The organism is Arthrobacter sp. 2MCAF14 (genome assembly GCF_052115645.1).
In the GTDB taxonomy this organism is placed as follows: Bacteria; Actinomycetota; Actinomycetes; order Actinomycetales; family Micrococcaceae; genus Arthrobacter.
Genome location: NZ_JBFRHB010000033.1, coordinates 1 through 26387, shown reverse-complemented (window position 1 = coordinate 26387; position 26387 = coordinate 1). Strand labels below are relative to the sequence as shown.

25 protein-coding genes and 4 pseudogenes are annotated in these 26387 nt (G+C 57.4%); 21 read left to right on the top strand and 8 right to left on the bottom strand.

Annotated elements, in window-relative coordinates; all coding sequences use genetic code 11:
• Window positions 1–510 precede the first annotated feature (510 nt).
• The 5 genes from AB4074_RS19465 (at window position 511) to AB4074_RS19445 (ending at window position 2871) form a co-directional block, all read left to right on the top strand.
• Window positions 511–678 carry a hypothetical protein gene (locus AB4074_RS19465; protein WP_441414852.1) on the top strand — a complete coding sequence of 56 codons (168 nt, stop codon included), beginning with the start codon at window positions 511–513 and terminating at the stop codon, window positions 676–678.
• 20 nt (window positions 679–698) lie between these two features.
• Window positions 699–893, top strand: a complete 195-nt coding sequence (locus AB4074_RS19460; protein ID WP_441414851.1) for a hypothetical protein — start codon at window positions 699–701, stop codon at window positions 891–893.
• A 17-nt stretch (window positions 894–910) separates the two neighbouring features.
• A complete protein-coding gene (locus AB4074_RS19455) occupies window positions 911–1357 on the top strand; it encodes a DDE-type integrase/transposase/recombinase (RefSeq protein WP_441414850.1) in 447 nt (148 codons plus the stop codon).
• Window positions 1358–1441: 84 nt separating this feature from the next.
• Window positions 1442–2647 (top strand): tyrosine-type recombinase/integrase, encoded by a 1206-nt coding sequence (locus AB4074_RS19450; protein ID WP_441414849.1) that lies wholly within the window; start codon window positions 1442–1444, stop codon window positions 2645–2647.
• Window positions 2644–2871: a hypothetical protein gene (locus AB4074_RS19445; protein ID WP_441414848.1), complete on the top strand. Its 228-nt coding sequence runs from the start codon at window positions 2644–2646 to the stop codon at window positions 2869–2871. The genes AB4074_RS19450 and AB4074_RS19445 overlap by 4 nt, the downstream gene beginning before the upstream one ends.
• On the opposite strand, the gene AB4074_RS19440 is transcribed toward AB4074_RS19445, so the two are convergent.
• On the bottom strand, window positions 2796–3068 hold the full coding sequence (locus AB4074_RS19440; protein WP_441414880.1) for a hypothetical protein: 273 nt from the start codon (window positions 3066–3068) through the stop codon (window positions 2796–2798). The two genes, AB4074_RS19445 and AB4074_RS19440, sit on opposite strands and share 76 nt — an antisense overlap.
• On the opposite strand from AB4074_RS19440, the gene AB4074_RS19435 reads away from it, so the two are divergent.
• Both AB4074_RS19435 and AB4074_RS19430 read left to right on the top strand, forming a co-directional pair.
• The gene (locus AB4074_RS19435; protein WP_441414878.1) at window positions 3063–3623 is read left to right on the top strand and encodes a tyrosine-type recombinase/integrase; all 561 of its coding nucleotides are present in this window, start codon (window positions 3063–3065) and stop codon (window positions 3621–3623) included. The genes AB4074_RS19440 and AB4074_RS19435 overlap by 6 nt on opposite strands.
• Window positions 3592–4632 carry a tyrosine-type recombinase/integrase gene (locus tag AB4074_RS19430; protein WP_441414847.1) on the top strand — a complete coding sequence of 347 codons (1041 nt, stop codon included), beginning with the start codon at window positions 3592–3594 and terminating at the stop codon, window positions 4630–4632. The genes AB4074_RS19435 and AB4074_RS19430 overlap by 32 nt, the downstream gene beginning before the upstream one ends.
• A gap of 76 nt (window positions 4633–4708) precedes the next feature.
• Here AB4074_RS19430 and AB4074_RS19425 read toward each other — a convergent pair whose 3' ends face one another.
• Both AB4074_RS19425 and AB4074_RS19420 read right to left on the bottom strand, forming a co-directional pair.
• Window positions 4709–5293 carry an IS3 family transposase gene (locus tag AB4074_RS19425; RefSeq protein ID WP_441414846.1) on the bottom strand — a complete coding sequence of 195 codons (585 nt, stop codon included), beginning with the start codon at window positions 5291–5293 and terminating at the stop codon, window positions 4709–4711.
• Between the two features lie 5 nt (window positions 5294–5298).
• Complete coding sequence (locus tag AB4074_RS19420; protein ID WP_441414877.1) at window positions 5299–5586, bottom strand: transposase; 288 nt, start codon at window positions 5584–5586, stop codon at window positions 5299–5301.
• 44 nt (window positions 5587–5630) lie between these two features.
• Between AB4074_RS19420 and AB4074_RS19415 the strand changes: the two are divergent.
• From AB4074_RS19415 to AB4074_RS19400, 4 genes and pseudogenes are all read left to right on the top strand, one after another.
• Window positions 5631–6365: pseudogene (locus AB4074_RS19415) on the top strand (Tn3 family transposase); the annotation flags it as partial.
• Between the two features lie 388 nt (window positions 6366–6753).
• Entirely contained in the window at window positions 6754–7332 is a 579-nt protein-coding gene (locus AB4074_RS19410; protein ID WP_441414845.1) for a recombinase family protein, read from the top strand.
• 454 nt (window positions 7333–7786) lie between these two features.
• A complete protein-coding gene (locus AB4074_RS19405) occupies window positions 7787–9109 on the top strand; it encodes an ISL3 family transposase (protein WP_441414844.1) in 1323 nt (440 codons plus the stop codon).
• Between the two features lie 104 nt (window positions 9110–9213).
• Window positions 9214–9948, top strand: coding sequence for a hypothetical protein (locus tag AB4074_RS19400; RefSeq protein ID WP_441414843.1), 735 nt, complete (start codon window positions 9214–9216; stop codon window positions 9946–9948).
• Here the strand turns inward: AB4074_RS19400 and AB4074_RS19395 are convergent.
• Together AB4074_RS19395 and AB4074_RS19390 are read right to left on the bottom strand one after the other, a co-directional pair.
• A pseudogene (locus AB4074_RS19395) lies at window positions 9945–11248 on the bottom strand (DDE-type integrase/transposase/recombinase). The gene AB4074_RS19400 and the pseudogene AB4074_RS19395 overlap by 4 nt on opposite strands.
• A gap of 382 nt (window positions 11249–11630) precedes the next feature.
• The gene (locus AB4074_RS19390; RefSeq protein ID WP_441414842.1) at window positions 11631–12068 is read right to left on the bottom strand and encodes a hypothetical protein; all 438 of its coding nucleotides are present in this window, start codon (window positions 12066–12068) and stop codon (window positions 11631–11633) included.
• A gap of 342 nt (window positions 12069–12410) precedes the next feature.
• Here AB4074_RS19390 and AB4074_RS19385 point away from each other — a divergent pair, with 342 nt between their 5' ends.
• Entirely contained in the window at window positions 12411–13292 is an 882-nt protein-coding gene (locus AB4074_RS19385; RefSeq protein WP_441414841.1) for an ATP cone domain-containing protein, read from the top strand.
• 117 nt (window positions 13293–13409) lie between these two features.
• Window positions 13410–13862 (top strand): annotated as a pseudogene (locus AB4074_RS19380) (IS1634 family transposase); the annotation flags it as partial.
• Window positions 13863–13991: 129 nt separating this feature from the next.
• Here the strand turns inward: AB4074_RS19380 and AB4074_RS19375 are convergent.
• Entirely contained in the window at window positions 13992–14231 is a 240-nt protein-coding gene (locus tag AB4074_RS19375; RefSeq protein ID WP_441414840.1) for a tyrosine-type recombinase/integrase, read from the bottom strand.
• Window positions 14228–15373, bottom strand: a complete 1146-nt coding sequence (locus AB4074_RS19370; protein WP_441414839.1) for a glycosyltransferase — start codon at window positions 15371–15373, stop codon at window positions 14228–14230. The genes AB4074_RS19375 and AB4074_RS19370 overlap by 4 nt, the downstream gene beginning before the upstream one ends.
• Before the next feature lie 220 nt (window positions 15374–15593).
• Between AB4074_RS19370 and AB4074_RS19365 the strand changes: the two genes are divergently transcribed.
• The 8 genes and pseudogenes from AB4074_RS19365 to AB4074_RS19330 form a co-directional block, all read left to right on the top strand.
• Complete coding sequence (locus AB4074_RS19365; protein WP_441414838.1) at window positions 15594–16436, top strand: glycosyltransferase family 2 protein; 843 nt, start codon at window positions 15594–15596, stop codon at window positions 16434–16436.
• A gap of 38 nt (window positions 16437–16474) precedes the next feature.
• On the top strand, window positions 16475–17680 hold the full coding sequence (locus AB4074_RS19360) for a glycosyltransferase family 4 protein (RefSeq protein ID WP_441414837.1): 1206 nt from the start codon (window positions 16475–16477) through the stop codon (window positions 17678–17680).
• Between the two features lie 198 nt (window positions 17681–17878).
• Entirely contained in the window at window positions 17879–19225 is a 1347-nt protein-coding gene (locus AB4074_RS19355; RefSeq protein ID WP_441414836.1) for a hypothetical protein, read from the top strand.
• Window positions 19226–19238: 13 nt separating this feature from the next.
• Window positions 19239–20381, top strand: coding sequence for a glycosyltransferase family 4 protein (locus AB4074_RS19350; RefSeq protein ID WP_441414835.1), 1143 nt, complete (start codon window positions 19239–19241; stop codon window positions 20379–20381).
• Window positions 20382–20442: 61 nt separating this feature from the next.
• Window positions 20443–21735 carry a hypothetical protein gene (locus AB4074_RS19345; RefSeq protein ID WP_441414834.1) on the top strand — a complete coding sequence of 431 codons (1293 nt, stop codon included), beginning with the start codon at window positions 20443–20445 and terminating at the stop codon, window positions 21733–21735.
• A gap of 234 nt (window positions 21736–21969) precedes the next feature.
• A complete protein-coding gene (locus AB4074_RS19340; protein WP_441414833.1) occupies window positions 21970–22644 on the top strand; it encodes an acyltransferase in 675 nt (224 codons plus the stop codon).
• Between the two features lie 255 nt (window positions 22645–22899).
• Window positions 22900–24393, top strand: coding sequence for a polysaccharide biosynthesis tyrosine autokinase (locus AB4074_RS19335; RefSeq protein ID WP_441414832.1), 1494 nt, complete (start codon window positions 22900–22902; stop codon window positions 24391–24393).
• Between the two features lie 647 nt (window positions 24394–25040).
• Window positions 25041–25304 (top strand): annotated as a pseudogene (locus AB4074_RS19330) (ATP-binding protein); the annotation flags it as partial.
• Between the two features lie 111 nt (window positions 25305–25415).
• Here AB4074_RS19330 and AB4074_RS19325 read toward each other — a convergent pair.
• Entirely contained in the window at window positions 25416–25583 is a 168-nt protein-coding gene (locus AB4074_RS19325; RefSeq protein ID WP_441414831.1) for a hypothetical protein, read from the bottom strand.
• Between the last annotated feature and the right edge of the window lie 804 nt (window positions 25584–26387).

Genomic DNA, 26387 nt, shown 5'->3' with positions numbered 1-26387 from the left:
ACCCGGAAGTCTGCGGGTCGGTGGCCAGGTCATCAGCGTCGAAACCAAGGCCGAGACAAGCATTTTCCCAAAGGCAGGCCGCTTGGCAGCATGGGCAGGTGTGAGTCCAGGTTCCAACGAATCGCCAGGCCCGTGACCTCTGGCCCGGTAACAATACTTCAGGGCGAGGCTCGACATCGCGGCGCTCGCGCCCTCCCGCAACCAAAGGCACCCACTTGTCGGCGATCTCGGGATATCTCCGTCCGTCGAGGTCTTATGAAAGCCTTCGTCTCTCGATCCACACGGGAACAGGACCGAACCGTATGCTATCCAAAACTGAACCGTCCCGGGTTTGATGCCGCCGTCTTTTGTGAGAAAGATGGCCATTATGCCCAAGCAGTATCCTTCGGACGTGCGTGATCGTGCCGTGCGCATGACCCTCGATCGGCTGTCCGACTACCCGTCCGTTTTCGCTGCCTGCAGGGCCTTGGCGCCGAAGCTTGGCGCCGGCCTGAAACGTTGCGTCGCTGGGTGGTCCAGGCCCAGATTGATGCCGGCGAGAAGGCGGGCCCGAGCAGTGAAGAACCGGAAGAGATCAAGCGTCTCCGCGCCGAAGTGCGTGACCTGAAGGAATCCAACGAGATCCTGAAACAGGCCTCGATTTTCTTCGCGAGGGAACTCGACCCTCGCCGCCGCTGATCTGCCGTTTCATCGATGAGATGAGGGCTGAAGGCCATGCTGTCGAGTCGATCTGTGCCGTCCTGCGTGGGCAGGGCGTGCAGGTCGCCGCGCGGTCTTACCGGGCCTGGAAGAGCCGGCTCCCGGCCCTGCGGACCCTGGAGGACGCCCGCATCACCGACGCGCTCCGGGACCTGTTGGTTTCGACGGGAAGGGCCGGCCCCGGCCCGAGGTGATCTACGGGCGGCTGAAGATGACGGTCTGGTTGCGCCGCAACGGCTTCCCGGACGTCTCGAAGCACACCCTGGATCGGTTGATGCGTGCCGAGGGCATGAATGGGCTCGTCCGCGGCCGCAGGACGCGCACCACGATCCCCGGCAAGGACGGCCGCAGGGCCCGGGATCTGCTGAACCGGGACTTCCATGTCCCCGTTCCGACCCATACCTGGGTGACGGATTTCACCTATGTTCCGGTCTGGTCCGGATTCGTCTACGTCGCCCTGGTCATCGACCTGTACTCCCGGGCCATCGTGGGCTGGGAGACATCCTCGGCGAAGGACACGGCGTTCGTGGAGCACTGCCTGCGCATGGCACTGTGGAGGCGTGAAAACGCAGGCCGGCCCGTGGCCCAGGGGCTGATCCATCAATCGGATTATACCGAGGTAATCGTTAAGCCGAGGTTGGGGAGTTTGCCTCTGTGAGTCCTGGGTCGCGGGACCGTTTCCCGGCTTAATGTTTTGGCCTAACCTGCCATGTATCCATGCTCCCAGCGGAAGGACAAGGCAATGGATACGACAGTCACGGCTATCGGAGATGTCGTTGTGGCCGCGTTGGAAGACGCCGGTTATATGCAGTCCACGATCGGCCAGTATTGCAAGTCCATCAAGTGCTTGGGTGTTCTGGCCAAGAAACAGGATGGCGTCTATACAAGCAAGCTGGGTGCGGAATTCGCCTCGATGACGACGAGCCCACGGACCGGCAGGTACAGCGCCCAGCGCCACACCGATTACAGCCGGGTGGTGTTGTTGTTCGACTCGTATGTGCTCACCGGCACCGTGGATCTTTCCACGAGACTCCGAGGGCAGCAGAGGGAAGGGCCCAACAGTCCTGAATTCTCCGGATTGTTATCTGCTTGGTCCCACGACATGGAGCAGCGGGGCCTCGCGCGTTCGACGCAGAACTGTTTCGGCGGATTGGCCTGCGATTACCTGAACTTCTTGGAGGCTTGCGGGATTTCCTCCTGGGATGACGCCGACGGATCCAGCGTCCTGGCATTTCTTCAGTCCCTTCGAAGCCGGTGGGCTGATTCGAGCATGTGGTCGGCGGTCGCCAGCTTCCGGGCGTTCCTGAAATTCACATCCCGCACGGATCTGCTCAATGCACTGGCCTTGGCCCGGGCGAGACGGCATCACGAGATTGTTGCCTTGCTCGATTCCGAAGTTGAACGGAAAGTTGTTGATACCTGCCGGCAAGGATTGGTCTCCTCACGGGACTCAGCGATTGCGCTCCTCTCGCTGATCACCGGTCTTCGTGCGTGCGATATCCGCAGCCTGCGGCTGGCGGACATCGACTGGCGGGGCGGCACGATCGGAATCGTGCGGCAAAAGACCGGCAACCCCCTGACGGTGCCGCTGCCGCCACTGGTCCTGGCCAAGCTGGCCCACTACGTACTTGACGAGCGTCCGGTCTCCGCCGAGGAGGAGGTCTTCCTGAGGCTGAAGGCCCCGCATGTTGCCTTGGACGATCATGCAACGATTTACCTGATCCTCAACAAGGTGTTTCGTACGTCCGGGGTGGAGGATGTGAAGGTTGGAACGCGTGCCCTTCGCTACAACGCGGCGACGAAGCTGTTGCGGGCGGGCACGGCGTTGCCGACGATTTCGGCGATCCTGGGCCATGCCCATAGCGACTCGACGAATGTGTATCTGAGCGCCGACACCGAACGATTGCTCTCGTGCGTCCTTCCGCTGCCGGAGAGGGAAATCATATGAGCACGTACGAGTTCTCCAGTGTTTTTGCCGGGGAACTGACGCGGTATCTCGCCTTCAAACAGAGCATGGGGTGCTACGGGGCATCGCGAATCTGGTATCTGCGCAGTTTCGACGCTTACTGCACGGAACACGGAGTGAGGGCTTTCAATCAGCAGGCCGTCGAAGGTTGGGTCATCTTTAAGAAGTCCTCCCAGCCGGGCTCCAGTCCGTCCTGGATGTCATAGACCAGGGATTTCGGCCGCTGGATGCGGACCCACGACGATCCGGAAGCGTATGCGCTTGCCGAGTCCTGGAAGAGCGGGTTCTTCCGCTCCCAGCCGTACTTGTTGAGCCGCGAGGAGATCTCTTCCGCTCCGCTGCCGAGGTGGAAACCACTTCGCCGTGGAAGTGGCAGTCCGTCGCGTTTTTTCGGCTGATGCATTCGTGCGGGCTTCGGACCTGTGAAACCCGCAGGCTGCGACCCCGGGACGCTGACCTCGTCAAAGGGGAAATCGATGTGCTGTGGTCCAAAGGCAACAGAAGCAGACGCCTGCCAATCAGCGGCCAGGTCATCGATATCCTCGCCGACTGCGACCGCATATCCCGCAGGAAGTTCGGGCAAACGCGTCCGGGGTTTTTTGTCTCCTCGACCCCAGCGCCGGTCTCACCGGCCTCGATCGGGGTTACGTTCAACAGGATCTGGGACCGGGCCGGATTGCCGCGAGCAGTTGGTGGCAAACAGCCCCGACCCTACGATTTCAGGCATCATTTTGCCTATGCCAACATCGAACGATGGATGGCCGACGGCACCGACGTCAACGCGATGCTGCCCTACCTTGCCCAGTATATGGGGCACGCATCGCTGGACAGCACTTTCTACTACATCCACACCTCGCGGACTTCATGGATGGCTACGCAGCACTCACCCATGACGGCCAGGGTGTGTTTCCCGAGGTGGGATTCGAATGAAACGCAGAACGCACGAACCGACCCCTGATTTCTGGGGCTATGCCCGGAACTACCTGCACGACTTCCTGCCCAAGGTCAGGGAGATGGCACCTCGCAGCATCGAGGCGTACAGGATCAGTCTCGAAAGCTACGTCAATTACCTGGTCGCCGAGAAGCAGGTCCGCCACCAGGAGATCTGCTTTGACCACTTCGAGAGGCAAGTCCTGAAGGGTTGGCTGGTATGGATGCGACAAGCCAAGAACTACAGGCCCGCAACCATCGGCCTGCGCCTAAGCGCCGTCAAGTCCTTTCTGAATTTCGCGTCTGCGGAAGAGATCACCTTGGTCGCGGTTTACCAGGCTGCCAAGAACGTCAAGGCGCCGGCCACACCGCGCAAACCCATCGAATACCTCCAGGAGGAGGAGACGACGGCTATTCTCGCCGCCTACGACGGCAAGGACGTGAAGTCACGCCGGAACCGCATGCTGCTCATCCTGCTCTACGACAGCGGCGCACGGGTCAGTGAGATCACGGCGCTAACCATTGAAGACCTGGCACTGGCAAAACCGGCCCACCTGACCCTCACGGGGAAACGGGACAACAGCCGCGTCGTCCCTCTGGGAGAGAAGACCGTTGAACACCTGAAGGTCTATCTCGAGGAGTTTCACCCGCGACGCGTCGCCCAGTCCGCGACGCGGCCCCTGTTCCATAGCTTCCACCGCGGTCAACCAACTGCCCTTTCAAGCGACACCGTCCCCGCGGTGCTCAAGAAAGCCGGGGACATCGCCCCCGAACGGTGCCCTTCGATCCCGGGCAACCTCCACTGCCACATGCTGCGGAAGACCAAGGCCATGGACCTCTACAAGCAAGGCATACCGTTGCCGATCATCATGCAGCTGCTCGGCCATGAAAGCATGAGCACCACGTCGGCATTCTATGCCTTCGCCACCCTCGACATGATGAGGGCAGCGATGAATGCGGCCACCCCTGCAATCGGCGAAACGAGCACCGAGGCGCTCAGCGACGACGAACTCCAGCTGCTCTACACACTCAAATAGCACCAAACATTAAGCCGGGAAATGGGCCAGCGACCCAGGAATCACAGGGGCAAACTCCCCAACCTCGGCCTCACGATTACCTCGGCACGCTGTGGAAAATGGCGTTGGGGGTCAGATGGCCCCGGTCCCTGGCCATCGTCAAGGCTCCGGTAACCAACGACGCGCGCATATGCTCAGCCATGGCCCAGCCGACGACCATGCGGGTGCACAGATCAATCACGGTGGCCAGATACAGCCAGCCCTCGCCGGTGCGCAGGTAGGTGATGTCTCCGACCAGCCGTGTTCCAGGGGCTTCTGCGGTGAAGTCACGGCCGATGAGGTCAGCGAAGACCTTCTCCGGATCCGAGGGGATCGTGGTGCGCTTGAAGGCGCGCATCCGCTTGGCGGCCCACCCGTTCTCAGCCATGATCCCCGCGACCGTGCCCACCGACACCTCGATGCCGGCGGCGGTCAGTTTGGTGGGCACCATGCGGTGGCCGAAGATCTCGTCGGAGGAATCGAAGACGGTCTTCACCTGATCCGTCAGTTCCCGGCGGCGGAACGAGGTCGGGGTCTCCTTCGCGTCCAGCCGCCGGTAATACGTGGCCCGTGGGAGATCCAGCTGGCGGCACATCCAGGCCACCGGGAAGTCGGCGTTCTTCTCCTGAACAACACGGTACAAGTCCTCTACCGTTGTTCTTTGGCGAAGAACGCCGAAACTTTTTTCAGGAAATCGTTCTCCCTCTCCAGCTCCCGCAGCCGTGCCTCCAGAGCCCTGTATTTCGCAGAATCCACCGGATCATCAGGTTTGCCGCCCTTCGGCTGCCTTTCCCGGGACAGACGCACCCAGCGTTTCAACGCGGTGACGGAAATGCCGAGCTCCGGAGCGACAGAGGCGGGCGAACGGCCAGATGAAACCACGAGCTCAACGGCATCAGCCTTGAACTCATCGGAATAGGTAGGTCGGGCAGACATGAGCACAATCCTTTCAAACTGTGTCTCACATCAGTAGTACACCTCAGGCAAAGAAGATCGCTATTCCCGGGGTCAGGATCATTGAACGGGCCTGCGCACAGGCCCTGACCAAGGCGAACCGGAACATTCACGCCGCCCTATGCGGCCACCTCTCGGTCGAGCACCGGAAACGCCTGGATGGGTTGTTGCTCCGCCGCCCCGATAGTTCAATGACCGAAATCGGCTGGCTGCGGCAAGCACCGCTGCGCCCCAACGCACGTGCTATGCGTGAACACATCGACCGGTTGACTGCCTGGCGTGCCCTTGATCTTCCCTGGGCGGCGGGCCGGCTGGTTTACCGGAACAGGTTGCTGAAGCTTGCCCGTGAGGGCGCTTCCATGACCGCGGCCGATCTGTCCAAGTTTGAACCCGCGCGTCGCTACGCGACTCTTTTTGCCATGGCCGTGGAAAGCAAGGCAACGGTCACCGACGAAATCATCGATCTGCACGACCGCATCATCGGACGGCTCATCCGGACAGCGCAGAACAAGCAAAACCAGGCCACCCTGGCGTCCCGTTCCACCGTCGCGGCCATGATGCGCCTTCATTCCAGGTTCGGTGATGCCATCTTCGCGGCGAAGGAAAACGGTGAAGGTCCCTTCGCCGCGATCGAAACCGCCATCGGCTGGGAATCCCTGGCCGAAAGCATCGCCCAGGCCAAGGACCTGACCCGGACAGGCCTCGAAGATTATCTCGCTCTCGTCAGCGCCCATTTCACCACGCTGCGCCGCTACACGCCGGTTCAATCCAGACGACGGGCAACTATGTCCCCGTGACTATGATTGGTCGCTTCCCGGCGACGCCACATGACGACGGCAGAGCGCCCGACGTCGTCCGCCGGACTGCCTGAGCGTCAAGTTACCACTCGGAGGGTGAGCACTTGGTGGCACGGCGGTGTCCAGGAAGTGGATATGAGTGCCCAGGGAGACGGAGTTTACGTCCTATCAAAGGATCCCTTGATGAGACGGATGGAAGGCGCCCGGGTCCAGGCTTGAACGTGATCGCAATTTACCGCCTTTCTGCGATCGATGGGTGACTTGATCGGTGTTGTCGTGTCCTAACAACGTGTCTCACTTTGATATTCTCAGGATCAGAGATTTTGTCCTTTGATAAGACTGGGGGAGTGCGGTGGCGCGTCTTGGGTATGCGCGGGTCAGCCTGGCGGATCAGAACACCGATCTGCAGCTTCGCGAACTCGAAGCGGCCGGGTGCGACCGCATTTATATGGACCACGGAGTCAGCGGGACCCGGATAAGACGCCCGGAGCTGGACCGGATGTTGGACCGTCTCGGTCGCGGTGATGAGGTCGTGGTGTGGAAGCTCGACCGGCTTGGGCGCAACACCCGCCACCTGCTGGAGCTGCTCGATGACTTCAAGTTCCGCGGGATCAAGTTCCGCTCGCTGCGGGACGGTATCGCCACTGACTCTGAGAGTGAGATCGGGGGAGCGATTGCCCAAGCCATGGTCACCATCATTTCCGCTTTTGCCCAGCTTGAACGAGACCAGCTCTCCGAGCGCACCAGAGCTGGCATGGCCGCAGCGGCTGCCGCCGGCCGAAGGGAAGGACGACGGGAGGTCACGGCTGACCACGAGAAGGTACAACGCGCCCATGAGCTGAAGGAGCGCGGTCTCAAGCCAGTCGATATCGGAAAGATCATCGGCGCCAGCCGCGCCACCGTGTACCGGTACCTGGGGATGGAGCTCTGAGCCGCGACGGCGTCTATCTCGAAAGTCGCAGCCGAACTCACATCTTACGGCCATGCTTTGGAACAACATCTGGGTCGAATATTACGGATCACTCCGAACCCTGACCTTGGCAACTGCGAGCTGGCTCGGGATCTTGTGTCCGACGTCCGAGGGTATGGTCGACCCATGTCCCTCACGCGCCACCTCAGCAACAAGGAATCGCCGATTCGGCAATTTATTTACGGGAGCGCCCCGCAGCTCGCGGTAGCTGGCACCCGCGGTCGACAGGGCCAGCTGATGGCGTCGGCGTTCGGCTTCGACGAGCTCACCGCCCTTAGCGGCCCTTCGTCTCTAAGCGTGGTTAGTTCCGCTGAGTTTTCGGTTTGGGCGGGTCCGGCGTGGTGGCGGGAGGGATGGGTCGGGGCCTCTTTGAATTGGTAGCGACCAAGCTTCCATTTTCGAGTCAGACCCCGACTTGTCCCACTCTACTTCCTGCTCCGGCGGGCGGTGGTGTGAACGTGCCGATACCCTTCTGGGTGTCCCCGGCGTGCACATTACCTCCGTCACTGAGGCCGCCACCGGCCTGATCCTCCACGTCGAAACCGAACAAACCATCAATGGTTGCCCCGCCTGTGGTGTCGTGGCCGTGGGCCACGGCCGGCGGCAGATCCGTCTTCATGACATCCCGTGTTTCGGCAGGCCCGTCCGGCTTGCGTGGGCCAAGCGGCTGTGGCGTTGTCCCGACGAACACTGCCCCAAGAAGGTCTTCAGCGAAGAACATCCACTGGCCGGAAAACGGGCGATCCTGACCAACCGGGCCGTCCGCTGGGCCGTCGATGCGCTGGAGAAATACGACACCTCCGTCTCCGCCCTCGCCCACCAACTCGGCGTCTCCTGGCGGGCCCTCTGGAAGGGCATCGAAGCCGAAGCCAGGCGCCGGATCGGAAAGCCCGAACGCCTCGCCGGCATAGACGCCCTCGGCGTGGACGAGCACGTCTGGACCCACACGGGGTTCCCCGGCACCGGCATGGTCACCGGCATCATCGACCACACCCGCGACGCCGACGGCAACGTCCACGCAAGACTGCTGGATCTGGTTCCGGGCCGTTCCGGGAAGGCCTACGGCGACTGGCTCAAAGAACAAGGCCCCGGCTTCACCAACGGCATCAAGGTCGCCACCTTGGACCCGTTCCGCGGCTACGCCAACGCCATCCGCGACGAACTCCCCGAGGCCATCACCGTTGTCGACGCGTTCCACATAGTGAAGCTTGGAACCGGCATGGTTGACGACGTGCGCCGACGCGTCCAGCAGGACACCCTCGGTCACCGCGGCCGAAAGGAGGACCCCCTTTACGGCATCCGCAGAACCCTGCAACAAGGCATCGAATCCCTCACCGGGAAACAAGTCGCCAGGCTCGAAAAGAAGCTCGAGGCCGGCGACCCGAACAGCGAGGTGACCATCGCCTGGCACTCCTATCAAAAGCTCCGGGCCGTCTACCACGCCCGGCCCGAAAAAGGACGCGAGCTCATCACCGAGATCCTCGCGAGCTTCCCCAGCTGCCCGATCCCGGAGATCGCCAAGCTCGGACGCAGCCTGCGGGCCTGGAAGACAGCGATCCTGGCGTATTTCGACACACGAGGTGCCTCCAATGGTCCCACCGAAGCGATTAACGGGGTCATCGAAACCACCCGCAGAATCGCCCGCGGCTTCCGCAACTTCGAAAACTACAGAATCAGAAACCTCCTCGCAGCAGGAGGCCACCGCCCCTACCGAAAGAAATCACCCAACCACGCTTAGAGACGAAGGGCCCCCTTAGCACCCAGCTTCCCCTTCCTGAAGGGGTAAAGGGGCGCCAGAGCCACGCCATCATAGCGGGCATAGCTCTCGGCTACCGCCTTCGGATGGATCTGCCCGGCTTCGACTTCGCGGACACGGTAGCGCAAAGAGGCCTCGACGTCCTTGCCGCTGATCCCAGCATCGTGCACAGGGGAAAGCACATCCATAATGTGTTGGAGATGGCTTTGGGCTTTGCCTATCTCACTTGGAAGCAGAAGAACAGCCATCCACTGAGCCTGGACAGGGCGTCGATTCCGCTGGCGTGGTGCGAGAGCATCGCGCGGACAGGACCACAGACGGCGCTCTCAGGTGAACTGGGCCGCCGGATTAAGCGAGTGAAGAACGCCGCCGATCTCATGTTGAGCATCGATGAGCCTTTGCTTTTTGACGTCGCCCGCATGCGCAACGCGGTCGAGCCGCTCCTGGTTGAGTGGAACCGCGACGTAGAGGCCGGCGGTTTCTACGTGCCCAACCCGGGCTTTCTCGGAAGCTCGGCAGTGGGCGGGGCAGACGCTGATTGGGTTGTTGGGGACACTCTCGTGGACCTAAAGACTCGCGAGACGATCACCAGACCCTGGATCAGGGACACACTTTTTCAGTTGCTTGGCTACACTCTCCTCGACCTCGATGATTCGCTGGGCATCCGTAAGGTCGGCATATTGCTCCCCAGACAACCCTACTTTGCGGTCTGGACGCTCGAGGACCTCCTCCAGGAGGACGCGGATGAGGCACTTCCGAGCCTCCGATCGGATCTAGCCGTCCCGGAATTTTTCAAGCTGGACGGTACCAAGGGGAGTTAGGCGGCTGACTGTTCGGTGGTTTCCTTGGGTTGGTTGATCCACGCCGGTCCCGGGAGCGCGAGGATTTGGGGGTCGGTGTTTTTGGTGAAGCGTTCGGGGTGTTTTGCACGGGCTGCGGCGAGCGTGGCCGAGCGTTCCTTGGCGACGCCGGCGGCGTGGCCGTAGTGGACGTTCGCGGGTGCGTGGAAGCCGATTCCTGAGTGTTGGTGGTGATGGACTCTTCTATGTCTGTCAAGCCGCTTCCTCGACTCTTTTCGCGGAAGCCTCGGCACTCAAGATTCGGAACCCCGGTCCGCGTGCACGACCTGGGGGATGCCGTGGATGCCGAAGATCCCCTTCATCATCTCCACCGCCAGCGCCCCGGATTCGGTGGCGTGGACGTGCGCGCCGACGATGAACCTGGAATGGATATCGACCATCATGTAGCAGTCGAAATACTTGCCCTTGACCGGCCCAGCAAGTTTGGTGATATCCCACGTGAACACCTGTCCCGGGGCCGTGGCCACCAGTTCAGGAACCGCCCGGGGCGGATGTTTGGCCAGCCGTCGGCGTTCCTTGACCTGCTTGTTTTCCTCCAGCACACGGTAAAAAGTCGACAGGGACCCCAGATAGATTCCCGCATCCAGCAGCTTCGTATAGACCTGCATGGGTGCCAGGTCCACGAACTCCGGTGAGTTCAGTGCCGCCAGGATCTCCGCCCTCTCGGCGGCGCTGAGTTTGTTCCTCGGGGTCACCGGCGCATGGTCCCGGTGCGGGGCCGGTCTGCGGTTCGCGGTCGTCCTGGAAACACCGGTCAATGATGCTGCACGGCGCGTGGGGATCTTCAGTTCCAGCATCGACCGGTAGGTGCCCATCAGCGTTTCTTGGACCGGGGCCCGTCCGGCATATCCTCTGAGGCGCTCTCTAAGAACGCCTGTAGTTTTCCCATCAGTTCCAGGGCTGCCTCGGTCTTCTCCAACCGGCCTTGAGTCACCTCTAGCTGGCGGCGCAACCGCGCGTTCTCGGCCTGGTCCGCCGACAGTTTCCCGATCGATTCCCCGGCCTTCTTCCCGGCCAGGACGCCGGCGTCCCGCAGCCGCCGCCACTCGGTCATCTGCGAGGAAAACAGGCCTTCCCGGCGCAGGAACGCCCCGCCCTCGCTGTTCTCGCAGGCGTTCTCGTAGGCGGCCAAAAACTCGAGCTTCTGGACCGGGGTGAACGACCGTCGAGACCGCGGTCCATCCGCTCGGGGTCCGGGACTACTACTACTCCTACTCACAGCTCTATCTTCGCGTACCGCACTTAAAACTGGACTGGACATGATTACTGGATTCCTGGTTCTCGCCCCACGCGATTAAACGGACTTGCTATGAGCCCCTGGTACCGTTCCAGCCTGACACGTAGGGTCCTGCTGATCAGCAACAGGGCCACTGCCATGGCCAACGCCCTAGGCGGTGACTCTAGCGCGGGAGCCGCCAGCGTTTAGCGGCATGGGAGTCCCATCAAGATTGTTCAGATTCCAAGGAAGTGGGACACCGAAACGTTCTTATCGGTTCTATCGCCGAAGGAACCACGGGGAGGACAAGTACGTTCGGAGCTGCCCTCCTCGTCTTTGTTAGCACAACATCAGGCAAGAGCGTTTGTCAGGTTGGGGCCGGAGCTGTGTTGTCCCGGCCCCACCGAAGACGTGGAGCTACTGGATCCTATTTGGTGCAGTATGGAAGCCTTGTTTTAGAATCCCAGATGCCCTTGGTGCCTTTGTGCATGCCTTTGCAGACCGCTGTCCACGAGTACGTCACGGTCTGGGTCTTGGGCCAGAAGTTGAGGACCGCATACATGTACTTGCAGTCGACGCCACTGGGGGTGGCTACTGCCGTCTTGTACCAGTATTTCGGTGTTGTGCTTCTATTGCTCGTCAGATGTTGTGTGGGAGTTCTGTCGTAGCAGAACTGGTAGTACTCCGGGATCTGTCCCGCGTTGTAGGCAGGCACACTCGTGATGACTTTCAGCGAAGTGGATGCCGCAGCTACGCTCGTCGCCATTGGGGATGCGACCTGCACACTTGTTGAGTTCGCGTAGCTAGGTGCAGCGAAGAGGACGGAAAGCGCCAGCATTGATGTCATCGCTGCAAGTGAGATCATCTTGCGGAAGGTGTCCATGACGACTCCTGTCTGTGGAGAACGGATGTGGAGCCGAGGTTGGAGGTGCTCCGGAATCCACTGTGCCCATGCTGAGGTCCGAAGTACATCCTTTGAACATCTGTACGGCGAAAAATGCACCACATGGCTATATGTACCTTCAAGGCGGAAAAATATTGCCAAGATTGAGCCATGACGGCTACGGGTAGAAAAGTGCGAGTCTCACGCGGCATGCCGTGTGTAGTGTGTGGCGCGCCTAGTGAAATCCCACAAACGCGCCCAGACGAAAGTTCATCGATTGTTCGGAGAGTGCGTACGTGCGAGAACGGACACACATTTCGGACCGTGGAAGTGCCCACTCAACCGGACATTGCCCACTTCGCCGTGCGCAGGTCGAGCGACAACAGGCTCGCACCCGACCCCTTCAGCCGAGCGAGGCTCCGCAAAAACGTGTTCGACATCCTGTTCAAGCGAAAAGGGCCCCTTGACGATGGCCAGATCGATGCCGTCGTGGACAACGCGATCAGGCGCATCGAACGAAATCTGCCCGAAGTGAGGACACTCCTCACGGAAGAGGAATATCGCAGGCACAAGCTCATCGTGGGTGCGATTCCTGACAATGTGATCTCCGATGCGGTGGAATCGGAGCTGCGAGAACGCGATGGCGGCAGTTTCCGCATGGCCGAACTTCTCTACGCTATGGCGATCCATGGCCGGAACGACAATCGCCCTGGGTGGCCCGACGCGGTCGCCGTTATCGCGTGGGTTCAGGAAAGACACCCGGACATTCATCCACTGGTTCAGCGGGGGCACGTGTCGGATCAGTCGTGGCCAAGGTTCGCGGCGCCGAGAAGACTGGAGTGGCGGCCCGAAAGTGTCCTGAAACGTGATGGGCAAAAACCTGCCTTTTCCATAAAACAGCTCCGCAAAGGAGTCCAGGCTGCGCTGTGGGGGAGGGAAGACGCCGACGCGAAGGCCCTGATGGTCGCCCACCTTGTGCTCAGTGACCTTCGAGGACAGCGCATCGTTTCGTCGACTCAAATCTCGCATTCGGTTCTCATTCATCTACGACGGACCGACGATATCGGATACCTACGGTGGGCAACGATCGTGAAAAACATTCGTGGCATACGTGAATTCGCTAACGAAGCCACGGACCAGATTGACGTGCCCTTTCCGCGTCAACGAGTCACGAAAGACTGGAGACACTGGGCACGCGCAAAGTGAGCTGCACCTAAGCCCAAGGCATTAGATGATCTACGCCGTCGAGTCTGTACACGCCTCTAACGCGCCTAAGGTCGCATACCGTTGCCCCTGGCGCGGTCCCAGTTCCAAGGAAGTGGGACGAAGCAGATTCTCAAGACCAGCAACGGCGGCCGGTCACTGGACGAGGCATCGCTGGCGCGGGCACGGCGCTTGGTCGGGCTGAAAGGCTACGTCACCAACATCCCTCTCGGCGTGATGCCCGCCGGCGAGGTGATCGCCAGCTACCACGACCCGTGGCATGTGGAGCAGTCCTTCCGGATGTCCAAGACCGACCTACGGGCCCGGCCCATGTTCCACCGCACCAAGGACGCGATCGAAGCCCACCTGACCATCGCGTTCACCGCGCTGGCACTCAGCCGCGAAGCACAGAACCGGCCCGGGCTCGCGATCCGCAACCTGATCCGCCAACTACGGCCGCTTCGTTCAGCCACCATCGCCATCAACGGCACCGAGCAGACATTCCCACCCGCCATCCCCGGCGACAAACAAGCAGTCCTCAACGCAATCCGGAACCCGCGGGTCAGGCACTAAATCGAATGACCGAAGTCAGGTGGAAAGAAATCGATGTTCAGAATGTACTCGGCACCGTCGCGAGCTTGTATCCCAGCGCGCGGAGTAACAGCAAGCAATCTCCGACCAGCCCCGAGAGGTCCGCCGACATCATGCTCCTGACACACCGTCCCCGACCGGCCAGGGGCGTGCCAGCGCGGCCTGCCGAGTCTGATCTGTCTTCGCGTAGATCGCCGTCGTGGCCGGGCTTGCACGCCGGAGCAGCTGAGAGACCTCCTCCAAGCTCGCTCCGGCAGTGAGGATCCGACTCGCCGCGGTATGACGCAACCGGTGCCCGTGGATCGTGACCAGCCCTGCGCGCTGTGCCTCCCGGGCTACGATGCAGCTCAAATGGTTAGTTCGTAAAGTCTACTCAACTCTGTCAGTTGATGTTCTAGCGAGAGTTCTAACTTGGCAAAATTTCTCGCGCCAGCACATGCGGTCTTGTACTTTTCGGAGCTATTCAGCAACGAATGTACGGCAATCGCAATTGCAGTAGAGTCATTGTCCGGGACAACGATGCCAGCCCCATATTCGCGAACTCGCTTTGCTAGAGCGGCAGATTCCGGCACGACTACTGGAACTCCACTTGCGATGGCAATTGCTAGAACGTTTCCCCACGGCTCGTTTTCTGAAGACAAAACGAAGACGTCGCAATTCCGAACTCGCTCGGTGACACCTGCAGAGCTAAGCGTTCCTTCGTAGAAGAAGTTTCCAGGGTCCTGGCTTGCCGAATGAACTAGATGTAGGTCTCCTTCGTCGGGTCCGACTACCGAATACTTTTCATCCCAACCATTGCGATGCGACATATTGGCAGCACCGATGAAGAGATCCACTCGTTTGCGCGGATGCAGGCGGGCGATGAAGACGACATCCCCTCTAGAAGGAGCGTCCCGCGACCTCGGATGCAATCCACGCGGGAGCGGGTTACCCAAGATCGAAATTGGAGGAGAACTTCGGTGGAACCAGGCCTCAAGTTCCTCTGCTTCTGTAGACGTAAGGGCAATGACTCCAGCCGCTCCAATAAGAAGGGGGCGTATCAGCAGATCAAGAAGTCTGTGCATCGAACTAGTTCTTGAGGTCATCATGCCGTGCGTTTGAACAAGCATCCGTTTTCTGAAAACTACAGCTAAGATGACGGCGGAGATTGGAACAAGCTCTCGCGACACTGACACATGAACGACATCGGCGTTTCGGACCTCCGTTACAAGTGCTCTAATGGCGGTCCAGGAATGGAAACCAATGAAACCACGTACCGGCAGAAGCCGGCGAACCCGGTGAAAAGATGAGCGAAGCGATTCGCAATCGATGTTTACTTCGGGTTCGTCGCCCTTTAGCACGCCCGCGAACAGGGTACTGTCACAACCGAGCTCGGAGGCAAGAAGTGCCTGCCTGACCGAGGTGTCATAGGGCCCCCCGTACTTTCCAGTAGAGCTTGCTAACGTGACAACATTGAGCACTCGTTTTCGACGCACAGACACCGTCCTTAGCATATTTTACGGACTCGACTCCCCGACTCGCTTGGAAGCAATGCCCTGGGACTCTCAGCAAAATCGAAACCCAGCAGCGGAAGGGTGCGTGACCGGAAGCTCCCGTCTAACTGGCAGTGAAGCCTTGACTCCAAGATACTATACAAGACTAGATAGCCATCACGTGCAGGCCAGTTAGAACGCCCGCGATCGTCTGGGGCTAGGAGATAGGAATTGGGGACAAATGGAGCGCATCAATGTCATCGCTACGGTATTCAATCGGGTCGAAACTTCACTGCGGGCATTTCGGTCGCTCGAGGCTCAGTCTGACCTAGGCTCGGACTTCGAGCTCCGCTACTTCGTCGTCGACGATAAGAGCAGCGACGGGACCCGACTAGCCTTGGAATCCGAGTTCCGAGAACGAATGACAGTCCGTTCTGGTACTGGTGATCTATTTTGGTCCGGAGGAATGGCTGCCGCTCAGCGTTTCGCCATCAATTCGGACCCGGATTGGTTGTTGTGGTTGAACGACGACGTCGAACTAGATCCAGACGCCATTAGTAGACTCCTCTCAGTCGCGCGAAAGCAAAGCAGGGCTTCAATAGTCGTGGGTGCGATGATGTCTAGATCCAGTTCGACAACGACCTATAGCGGAATGTTGAAGACGGCCCCATGGCCCGGCGGGTTGACGATGGTTGAGCCGACCGATTCGCCTCAAATAATTGACGCTTTTCACGGAAACTTCGTCTTAGTGCCACGCGAAATCTATAATTTATTAGGTACCATAGATGACCGATTTGCCCATGCTTACGGCGATATAGATTACGGACTACGTACGAAGCGAGCAGGCTACGTTTCCATTCTTGCACCCAATCACTTTGGTTTTTGTGAGTCGAATCCTAAAGATGGAAGCTGGATGGACGCCGAACTTTCGTTCGTTGGGAGAGTAAAACTTCTCTTCAGTCGAAAGGGTTATCCATTTCGGAGTCACGTTCTATTCAATCGAAAACACGGCGGCCTGCTTTGGCCCGTTTTCTTAGCTGCGTCCTATCTCAAGGCCTTTTCAAAGATCTTGAAATCTAAATAGATCGAATTGTGGATCCAACATCATTAATGAGAGAATAAATGAGTTACGCAAAACCGGCACTTCATGCAACCAATGTATATCACTATGATCACGTGATTCTTGCTCTGCGGAATGTAGTAGAAGATGTTGATTTGGTTCGAAGATTCGAGCTCGATGCCCGTCAAATGGAAAAATGTCGAAGCCTGCACCTTCCCAATTCTGTGTTAAAAACTTTGGCTCGCAGAGTTCGAGATACCGCAGAAGTCGATCATAAGGCGCATTCTCTTGGCCCGGTCCAGCTGGTATTACCGGCTCTGACTCGGGCTGGATTTACAGTCCGTCCGTGGCATATTCGATGGGTTACCGCTAGCTACGCCAAGAGAGTTGCCAAGTTATCAAAAGGACATAGTATATTACACTTTTCCGAGGGGCTTGGATACAGAGCTCTTGAGTCCAACTCATTTGATCTATCAATATGTGAGCGAAGAAACTTTCATCACAACGTCTATGAGCAAGAGCTGGAAGCGTATGGCGGTTTTCCTGATAATGGTCATCCGGATCCGATTGGGGATATTCTTGATTTCGAATATGCGCAAGCCGACAAAGTTTTGGTTTATTCTGAAGCGGCGAAAATGTCATTTACCGAACGCGGTTTCGAAGAGGGAAAAGTTCAGGTCTCGCCAATAGGCATCGGACCGCAGCTTTCTCGGATTCAAGTGGACCGTGAGACCAATCAACTACTGTATGTCGGGCGCGGTGACGTCTATAAAGGACTTGATGTCGCTGTGGCGGTGACCAAACTTCTGGGCCCGCCGTTCAGGCTCGTCGTTGCTGGGGTAATGCCCCCTTCGGTGGCTAAATGGCTAAAGGGCCAGCCACTTGTTGATTACGTTGGGGTCCTGGATCGTAGCCAACTTCGGGTCGCTTATTCGACTTCAGCGGCGATGATACTTCCTTCTACAGAGTCTTTTGGGCTTGCTGCTGCTGAAGGTGTCTACCATGGGTTGCCGCTTGTGTGTAGCGACAGGACCGGAATCGCCGAGTACCTGCCGTCGAACGCGAAGGTGATTGTTAGCGGTCGCGAACCGGCCATCTGGGCCGATGCTGTACTCCGAATGCTGCAGAAAAACGAGACGCTTGATCGTCAACTTGTGACCGATGAGGTAGACGTCGCCCTTGCCAAGCTATCGTGGGAATCTGCGGCGGCGAGGCTTGAGGATCTCTACCTCGCAGAGTTGAAAGGAGCCCCAGGTGTGGAAAGGTAAGCGCCATAAGTCCCACTTCCAGGAGCGAACTTCAAGGTGTACGTGTCATGGGACGACCGCGATGCGTAGAGTTGCATCCGTCGTTCTGGTCGCCAGCGCGTCCACATCCGCCGACGCGCGGAAGCTGCCGCCGATGCCTGAAGGTTCCGGACGCTTGCGGGCGACTGTGAGAGATCGAGAAACGTATTGGATAGTCCGATGCTGAAGACCCGGGGCGATCGCGCATCCGCAATGTTGTCGAACGGCCGCAGGCCCTTAGAGGCAGCAACTCCTAAACTTGTGGTGGTCATAACAGTGCTCTATGTTCACCTATGGATTATCGAAGGGGCTATTCGTAAATGGGTGCCGGGAACTGAACAAGCACTTTACGTTGCAAGAGACGGCCTGACTATAGTTGGGCTAGTTCTGGCGATACTCCTTCCAGGCGTTCATAAGAAAAGAAGTGGTATATCGATCTGGATTTTTGCCTTAAGTTTATCTTTACTTTGCGGGCTTCAGGTTGTTATTGGCATTGCGCCCATAAATGTCAGTCTCGTCGGATTGCGAAGCTATTTAGCCCCATTCCTTCTGGTGTATGCGATTTGGTGTTACGGAACGAAAGATTTGTTGAGCAAGATTAGTCGGATCATTATTTTTTATGGGCCGGTTGAATTGGCTGTATCAGCTGTGCAGGTACTGAGTACTAAGACTGCGTGGATAAACAAAGAGGTAGGCACGGAAGCCGCATACTTTGTCAACGGGACTGTTGTGCGAGCGAGCGGAACTTTTAGCGCTCCCGCTGGTCTCACTCTATTTATCCCGCTTTGCTTGGCCATCTCTCTTTGGCTTTTACACGGCGCAGATCGAAAGTCAAAAATTCCCTCGATTGTTGCATTGAGCTCTGCCATGATAGTCACCGTTATATCAGGCGCACGCGGGACTGTTCTTGCGGTTGTGATAATACTTTTAGCCTATATCGCATTTCAGGCGTGGACCATGAATCTGTCTGGCCTAAAGAGTATTTTCCTAATTTCCACTTTTGGTATCCTGATTTTCTGGTCTGCTCTGGCTGCATTTCCGGAGGTATTTTCATCATTTGTAGCGAGATTTGACAGCGCGGCTCAGAGCGAAGACTCTAGCGGAAGAGTTCTGACGCAGATCTTGTCCTTTGCGACCGCTCCGGTAAGCATAGCGGGCGACGGTGCGGGAACTCACAGCATGGCCGGCATTGCGTTGGGGGCCGTGGGTCCATGGATTGAAACAGAAAGTCTTAGATGGGTGGCAGAACTCGGGTTTTTTGGATGGATGTTGGGGTTTCTTCGAATTATTTCCTGCGTCGTCTTTCTTTTTCAAATATTTCTGGCCCCGCGGGAGCACGCCTTGCGCGCAGCCTTGCTTTGCGCTTGCGTAATACCAGTGGTTTTGTACGGCCAGATTACCCAATTTCCGAGCGCCCAAGCCTTTTTCTCTGTCGGGTTATCAATGTTCATTCTTAGTCGCCTTCCGGACGCGTCGTCGCAGGACACACTGGTTTCCCCTCGCATGCAGAAGACCGAAATCTCCTGACGAGAAAGGAATTTTGAATTATGCGGTCACATCCGACCTCTCGTATCGATCTGACATATACGCTCTCTCGTTTGGATGGAACATTTTGAATATTCTCCTGGTCTCGCATGGATTTTCGCCGAACGTCGGTGGAATTGAGACAATGTCTGAGTTTCTGGCGGAGGGCTTCCATGCTGCCGGTCATGAAGTTCATGTATTGACACGAACGTCATTACCGAGTTCCACGAAGAAAGAGCCTTTTAGTTATGCCGTGACGCGAGCACCCGGCTGGCTCAAAGTATGGAGGTCCGTAGCCGCCGCTGATGTGGTCTTTCACAACAACGTCTGCATGAGATATGCGTGGCCCCTGCTGTTCCTCCGGCGTCCGTGGGTAGTGGCAAGCCACACTTGGGTTCGCCGTCATGATGGTCGGCGGGGGATCCTGGATGTGGTGAAACTCAGGCTGTTGAGGTTAGCGATTTTGATTTCGGCGAGTGAGGCCCTTGCCAAAGATATGGATCAGCCCTCAACTAGGGTATCGAATGCGTATGATGACCAAGTATTTGCCATCGACGCTAAAATACCGCGTATTCCCAAAACTTTGATATTTGTCGGCCGACTTGTGCCCGGTAAAGGGGTTCACGTGCTTCTAGAGGCGCTTAAGAAGCTGCGCGAATCTGGTTTAGAGCCGTCGTTGACAGTCGTCGGGAGCGGTCAAGAACTGTCAGCATTGAAAGCTATGCGCGCGGAATTTAAGCTCGATAACCAAGTCAAGTTTGTCGGCGCTCTGCGGGGCGCGGACCTAGCCGAGGTGCTTAACAGCCACGAAATAATGGTGATCCCCTCTCTTTGGAGTGAACCTTTTGGCGTCGTAGCGCTGGAGGGCGCCGCTTGCGGTTGTTTCTTGATCGGGACGTCGGGCGGTGGCCTTGCCGAGGCGATTGGCCCGTGCGGCACAGTTGTGCGAAATGGTGATGCCCAAGAGCTGGCAGTTGAAATTCAACGGGCTTTATATGCTATACCCGAGGGCGATGAGTTTCAGCTACGGCGTAAACGCCATCTGGATCAGCACCGTCCGGCAGCCATGGTGCAGGGCTATCTTCAGGTTCTTCTTGAGGCCAAGGCTACCCATACCCGTTACAAGTTTCCGACTTTTTTGTCGAAGCGTGGAAACTGATTAGGGGCAACTTTTGAACAAGCGAAAAGGTCGGCATCGATCATCCGTCTCCGATGAAAGGTTGCGTAAATGGAGCTCGATACTAATCCGTTTTGCATCGGCGCAAGGGCTTGTGCAGATATTGGGATTCATTACCGGAATTGCAATTGTAAGCGCAATCGACAAAGCATCATACGCTCACTACACAGTGGTGGTTGCGCTCTTGGCAGCTATGACGGCGTTGTCTGAATCTGGCCTATCAAGTGTACTTTTGTCTATGGGTGGCAAATTTCGCAATAGCCCTGAGCGTCTGAGTTCTCTATTCTCAGCCGGCCTAATTTTCCGGCGCAAGCTAGGACTGGTTGTGGGGGTCGTGGGCATCGCAGTACTGTTTTATGCTCTAATCCAGACAGGATCTGGAGTTGCTGCCGCGCTCGGCTATGTTGTTCTTGCAAGCCTTACATTTGTCCCCATTTTGTCAAAGGGAGTATTTCAAGTACATCTGCGTTTGAAACTTGACGTCTCATCACTGCAAAGAATTGCTGTTCTGTCGAGCTCTTTGCGTTTTGCTTTGATCATTCCACTTGTATTTACTCACTCGGCAAACGTTTTGTTATTGTTAATACTCGGATTAATAATCGCGGTTGTGGAAGCTTGGTTGCTTCGAAGAAAGTCGGCTTCCGAAATCGACTACTCGTCTCGCGTTATTTATGACGACGTGTCGGTTTTTCGCCGAAGCCTCAAGCAAACGATGCCAATGAATCTTCCATATGTAATGCAAGGGCAGTTGCTCTATTTGCTGCTGGGTATCTCGGGAAGTGCCTTCATTTTGGCGGACATTGCAGCGCTGTCGCGCTTCGGATTAGTTTTTGCCGTACTTAATTCCGTTCTCTCGGACATTGGCGCAGGCTTTATGGCGCGCTCCCAAGGCAATAAACGTGCTGTTTTAAGGCTATACGTTGTGATCCTTGGCGGATACATTCTGTGTGCGGCAGTTCTTGTTGGACTTCTTGCTATTTTTGCTCAACCTCTGGTCGGCTTGCTTGGGGCTCAGTACGCAGGTCTGGAGGCTCCGTTAATCGTGGTGGCATGCGGCTCTGCCTTGATTAATATTGGCAATGCGCTTGTCACACTAAATCACGCACGGGGCTGGCTCAAGTGGTCCTGGGTATTTGTTCCTATGACGGCATTTTGGTGCATTTCCGGGTTGCTCTGGCTGGATCTTCGCAACGTGTTCCTAGCAGCAGTCTTCATGGCGGCCCAGGCGATTCCTCTCATTGCTACTCAGATGGTTTGTCTGCTTTCCGGGTCACGGGGTCAGGCTCAGTTGGGGGCAGCGGTCGAGAAGGAAAAGTCCGCAATAGACTCCGCATGACTGGAGAGCGCTTCGGGAATTAAGGTTCCTCCTTCAATTCCTTCCCCGCGCACGATATCGACGCGAGCATGGTCAAACTTCATGGCGCTGGCGAAGGTGGAATGTTAGGTTGGGCGAATTGGCGTCCAGAAACTTTCAAGTTTGGGTTTGTAACTATTTGCCGAACCGAATCATTGGAAAGACTTGGCGACTCGGCGGCGCACGCTGAGCCGCGACCTTAGTGTAGGATCATAGATGTGCTGTGTGTTGTCCACCTCGCATAAGTCAGGATTTCCGCTCCTAGTCAACTCGCTTTTACAGTTGGAGGTAATTGTGAAACTAATCCCACGGATATGGCAAAGAATTGAATCAACGGTTCTGATTTATTTTCTGAGAAGGACCTACCCTGCAATAGACTCCTCCGTGGTCTTTATTGGACGGCCTTTCGTTCAACTTCTAGGAATTGGATCTTCACTCTCAATAGGTCCGGGGTCCTCTGTGGTGTCGATTTCGTCACGAACTGCCTTGGCTCTGAATCATCGATCGAACTTCCGGGCGATAACCTCGGGTGCTCAAATCGTGATAGGTGCCGGGGTGGGGATCAGTGGTGGAACTTTCGTGGCCGCTCGCCGTATTCAGATTGGCGACGGCACCTTAGTCGGCGCCAATGTGACGATCTGCGACACTGACTTCCATCCCGTGGCAAGTCTCCGGAGGAACAGAGAGCCGCTTCCTGAGGCTCAACCTGGAGACGAAATAGTAATTGGTTCCAACGTTTTTATCGGAACTGGGGCGACAATTTTGAAGGGGACTAGAGTCGGCGACAACTCAGTCGTTGGGGCTGGCGCGGTCGTGAAGGGCCGGTTCCCGAATGGGGTAACGTTGGCCGGTAATCCAGCAAAGATAATTCGCCAGATAGATTTCCAGTAGTCGACTCTAGATTCGTTTTCGTGTTGGATTTGTGACAGGTTCGGACAACTTTTCCCCTTCGGAAGATTGGGCATCCAGAGGTCCGTCTCTGCGGCGGTCCTGGACTAGAACGGCAAAGAGATTATTATTCGGAGGCGCCACTCAGGTTCAGTCCCCTTCGACCTAAGCGGTATGATTGCGGTAATCGTGCAACACAGCCGTTCTGGCGGCACGCCTCAGGGCTGCTCCCAGTAATTGATATAGGGGGATCCAGACATGGACATCCGGGACTATACGCGCGTTCTGCGCCGCAACTGGCTTTTGATCACTGCAATTGCGCTCGGCGGACTCCTCTTGGCCGGCCTGGCGTCGGTCCTCATCAAGCCGACTTACACATCGCAGACGCAACTCTTTGTGGCAGCGCAGACGAGCGGGACCTTGGCCGATCTGCAGCAGGGCAACACATTTAGTCAGGCGCGCGTGCAGTCGTATGTTAAGACGGTCACGACCCCGGTGGTGCTCCAACCTGCAATAGACAGCCTTGGCCTGAGTATCTCCCCGGAGGAACTAGCCACACGAGTTCAGGCCACTGCAGATGTTAATACGGTTCTGATTAACATTTCCGTTTCGGATGCGTCACCAGCTCAAGCCAAAGCCATTGCTCAAGCCGTAGCGAATAGCTTGATCGCTGCGGTCGATACCTTAGAGAAGCCGAAGTCGGGTGGGCCAACCGCTGTAGCGTTGTCTATCATTACTCCGGCCCAGACGCCATCCACGCCGTCGGCCCCCAATACGCGAATTAACCTTCTCCTCGGCGTTCTCCTTGGTTTTGCGGTTGGTATTACCACGGCGATTCTTAGGACGAAATTGGACACTCGAGTTCGAGGCGAAGCTGACCTTCGTCAAGTGACAAGTGCTCCTCTTCTTGGCGGTATTGCGTTTGACCCGGATGCCACAAGGAAACCGTTGTTGACCCAGTCCCCCCAACAGAGTCCCAGGGCGGAATCTTACCGGCAGCTAAGAACAAATTTGCAATTTGCTAACGTTTCCGGGCGTGCTAAGACCATTCTTGTGACCTCCTCCGTTCCAGGAGAGGGAAAGACAACAACCGCCACGAATATGGCCATAGCATTGGCGCAAGCTGGCCAGACCGTTTGTCTTGTCGATGCCGATCTTCGCCGACCGATGGTGGGTGAGTATCTGGGTCTCGACAAAACGATTGGCCTGACGACCTCGCTGATAGGCGAGGCTGATGTGAACGACGTGCTTCAGCCTTGGGGCGACGAGAACCTATTCGTTCTCACATCTGGAAGCATTCCTCCCAATCCAAGTGAGTTACTGGGATCAGACGAGATGAAGTTCCTGCTTAACCGACTGGAAGATGCATTCGACACGGTCATTGTTGACACGCCACCTTTGCTGCCAGTAACAGACGCTGCGGTTCTCGCTCATCACGCGGGCGGTGTGGTGCTTGTCGTCGGGTCCCAAAAGTTGAAAAATTTGGATTTGGAGAAAGCTCTTAAGGCCCTGGAATTGGTAGATGCAAACCTCTTGGGTGTCGTTCTAAATYAGCTGCCGATCAAGGGGCCAGATACCCATGCTTACGGTTACTATTCCCAAAGAGACAGTGAGGTGTCCGACCGTTCGTCGTCGGGGTCCGGACAATACTCGGCCGATTTCGATACTAAGTCACAGTATGAGAACGCATTGTCAATGGATGGCTCTCGTCCAGCGCGAACTTTCCCTCTCAGGAAAGATACTCGACTCTAGGACGATGTTCCTGCTGACCCATCGATGCGGCCCTCTGAGGGAGGTTTGAGTTAACCGAAACCGGCTCGTCGCATTTGGGCATGGCTGGTCTGTTTAACTCGGTGGGGGTGGTGGCCGCCAGTGGCAAGTCCGAGTCTGTAGTTGACATGATCGATTACGCCGCCTGAGTTGCCTCATTTCCTTAGAGATATGAAGTGGAACGGGTTGCCTGGCCGTCCGAGCGGTCCATTATCGCCGGGCGGTCCGGCAGATCAGGCTCGAGTTTGATTTGGCTGCCCCGGCGGGTGATCTGCGACGCTGTTCCCGGGGCATGACACTCATCCGGAAATCCGGCTCGTTCAAGGCTCATAGTCCTGTTCCAGTTTGAATGCTTAGCGAACCAGCGGCTACGCCGCGCCGTGAGGACCGAAAATGCCTATGGTTGCTGCTTTGGTTTCGGTTCCACCGGCGGTCCGAGCGCAAGATCGATATCTCCAAACGCGCCGCTAAGGTTTGCCGGCTCTCCGTGGTTCATGGTGAAACGGATTCCTGTCTTGAAAGTTGAAGGGCTCGTAGCCCTGCTGTGATGGATGTTCTCTACGCATTCATCACGAGTCAGGAGCTACGAGCCTTGATCGAGCCTACTTCCCCGCGCCCCGATGCTGCCGGCGGCCTTCACCCTGCTCGTGATCGACGAATGGCTTCTCGACCACCCCGACGAGGGCATGCGCAGCATGCTGCTGGAACTGCTGGAACGCCGGTACGACACAGCATCAACGGTGTTCTGCACACAGTACGCCAAGAAAGACTGGCACCAGCGGCTCGGCTCCGGGGTCCACGCCGACGCGATCATGGACCGCATCGTGCACAACACCATCTGGGTCGATACCGGCAACCACAACATGCGCCAACACGCCACCATGAAGCAGTAAGAAAAACGTCGGTGGGGGCCAGTGGCCCCCACAACCTCGGCCACTGGCCCCCACCAGCAATATCAATGGCCCCGAAAGGCAATATCGAGTGGCTTCCAAACTTTCAAATACTCAGCGGGAATGCACGCGGGTGCTGATCACGCCACAGCACGGGCACCCGACCTCGGTGGTGGCTTCAACGCGGATCCGCCGCTGTCCGAAAGCGGGGATCTCAGTGTCGGTGACGCGGTAGTCGGGCAGGTTGAAGATGGCGGTTACCCTCAGGCACACCACCGCCATGAGCTTCCTGCATGCGACATCACGGTCATCGCTCTATGGCTTGGACATGAACAAACCTCCACGACCGATATTTGTCTCCACGCCCACATGGAGACAAAAAACGCGGCGCTGGAAAAGACCAGAGCACCAGAGGTTGCTCCCGTACACCTGCGCGCCAGGCCCCGGGATCCTCATATGGCTTGAAGCCCTCTGACTATGCCGACAACACCACGAAGCAACCGGCCCCGAACAAGCCCGACATGAGTTTTGTCGGCACCACCCAGACCTGAGAATAGGCAATCAACGGCATCATCGAAACCATCCCCAGAATAATCGCCCGCGGCTCCCGCAAGGCACACTCCCCTCGGGCCTACTTCGCTGCAGTATCTACGAGATGGTGGTCTCCAGTTTTCGCTCTTTTGCCACCCCTGGGCCCAAACCGTTTCGATATGGACTGGGCCAATCTGTGGCTAGGCAATTCGACTACGAGGTTGAAGCCCCAAGCGGCAAGCAAGGCAACCGAGATCCCAACGATGGCCCGGACTGCTGGGCCGAGTCCGCCTAGAAGGTAGGCGCTTGCGATCAGGATCGGTTCGTGTAGTAGATACAGGCTGAATGAGATCTTCCCGAGCCACTGAATCGTACCCCTGCTCAGAATGGTTGCTGCCGGTTTCCAGGCTCATCGCATTTGAGGGTGTAGCGGGGGTGGGCGCGTCGGTGGCCGGATAGAGGTCGAGGTCTTCCGATGATGGAAGTTCCTACACTGCCCATCCGGAAGACCTCGACGTGTCCAACGCTACCTTCCTGCCTCCTGACCTGACTACG